Here is a 1,498-nt window from a genome sequence, read left to right on the forward strand (position 1 = left end):
AGGAGAATGAATGTGAGGCGTCGGTGGGTAAAGTCTTTAGCACACCGAGCTTGCCGGCGACCTCGCCTAGTCAAGGAAAAAGCGAGTTGTTTTCTGTTTATTTTGCTCGTTTTCAATGAATTGCAGCTTAAGTTGACGCGAATGGATACGATGAGTAATAAAATATTGATTCTTGTTTTTGTGGTCTTAGTTTTATTGGTCGCTTTTATTGTGAACTCTCGAAAAGAAGAGTTTGTCGAACCTCCAAATAATTTCACAAAATCCGTTAAAAGAAAAGAATCAGGTAATTACTTATCGATATTTTCTAATCAGAAGAGAATAACATCTGATAAAGACGGTTCTTTATCGGACGATTTAGAGCATGGCTATGATCTAGAGCCTTTCAGTAACGTCTCAGATGACGAGCAGATGGTTAAGTTGGTGGCGTATTTAGCTAACAATCCTCATCTTTATGAAAGTTCATTGGTGGAGCTTAAAAGAGATGACGAAGACGAGATATATTTTAGAGGGAAAGAGGTTTTCAAGGCCCCCCACATCTATGAGTATTCAGTATCGGATAATGATGTGATTGCTATTGAAGCAGTGACCAAATCAGAATATCTGACTCACAAAAATCCGAGTGTAGATTTTGACGAGGAAGAGAAATTTTTTCCAGTTAGTTATAGTGAGATTTGGGTTATTAAGCCAAATCAAGAACCTTATAAAATCTCTCCAGAAAACATCAATGCGAGTAGCCCTCGTATCAGTAATAATGCTGAGAAAATCGCATTTACAGCAAACGCTTTAGACCAGACGAACAGTCCTATCTTAAGTGAGTTTTTAGTTATTTATGATTTAAAGACTGGCGCTGTCCAATCTTACAACACTCCTAACATGGGGAAAGATCATTACTCAATCACTCCTGTGATGTGGATGAATCAAGATCAGACTTTAAGAATTGTAGAAGATTGGGGAGAAACAGGAGGTCATGGCCAAGTTGGTTATGTGGACTTTCGGTGATATCAGCGCTCTAAGGCTGTCGCCGAAAGAGCGGTTCGCTCAAGGCTGTCCTCGTAAAACCGCGGATAAAAATGCCCGCGGATAAAAATCCCTGACCCTTAAAATCGTCCGCTGTCTTAGAGGACCGGGCGCCCACCACCGCAGAGACCGAGCTGAATCGCGCTCCACTTTCCTTGGGTCAGCTCAAAGCCATGGCCAAGCCGCTCTACGACGTCCTCAATACCCGTTCTCCTCAATGGGTCCGTGACGAGTTGGCCCACTATGGCGTGCCCTCCTACCTCGCAAGTTCTGGACTCAATGCGAATTGGCGCTACCTTGCCAACGGTTACTACCCGTGGAACCCCACTGATACCCTCACCGCCATGAATGAGGCTCCCGCCACCCTCGGCCAAGTGAAGGCCGTATACGCCCTCCGCTTCGAGGGCCTGAGCGGCCTGCCCCCGGGGCCCGACGCCGATCTCGACGGCCTCTCCGACAGCCTGGAGAACTATCTCGGAAC

2 protein-coding genes are annotated in these 1,498 nt (G+C 45.7%); both read left to right on the forward strand.

Translation table 11 applies throughout. The features are described 5' to 3' along the window. The first annotated feature begins 141 nt into the window (after window positions 1-141). Entirely contained in the window at window positions 142-999 is an 858-nt protein-coding gene (locus JIN78_RS16670) for a hypothetical protein (RefSeq protein WP_200393131.1), read from the forward strand. A 191-nt stretch (window positions 1,000-1,190) separates the two neighbouring features. Then, window positions 1,191-1,498 (forward strand): hypothetical protein (locus JIN78_RS16675; protein ID WP_200393132.1); only part of this gene is annotated, 308 nt, incomplete at its 3' end.

The sequence above is a fragment of the Roseibacillus ishigakijimensis genome (assembly GCF_016595415.1).
GTDB lineage: Bacteria > Verrucomicrobiota > Verrucomicrobiia > Verrucomicrobiales > Akkermansiaceae > Roseibacillus > Roseibacillus ishigakijimensis.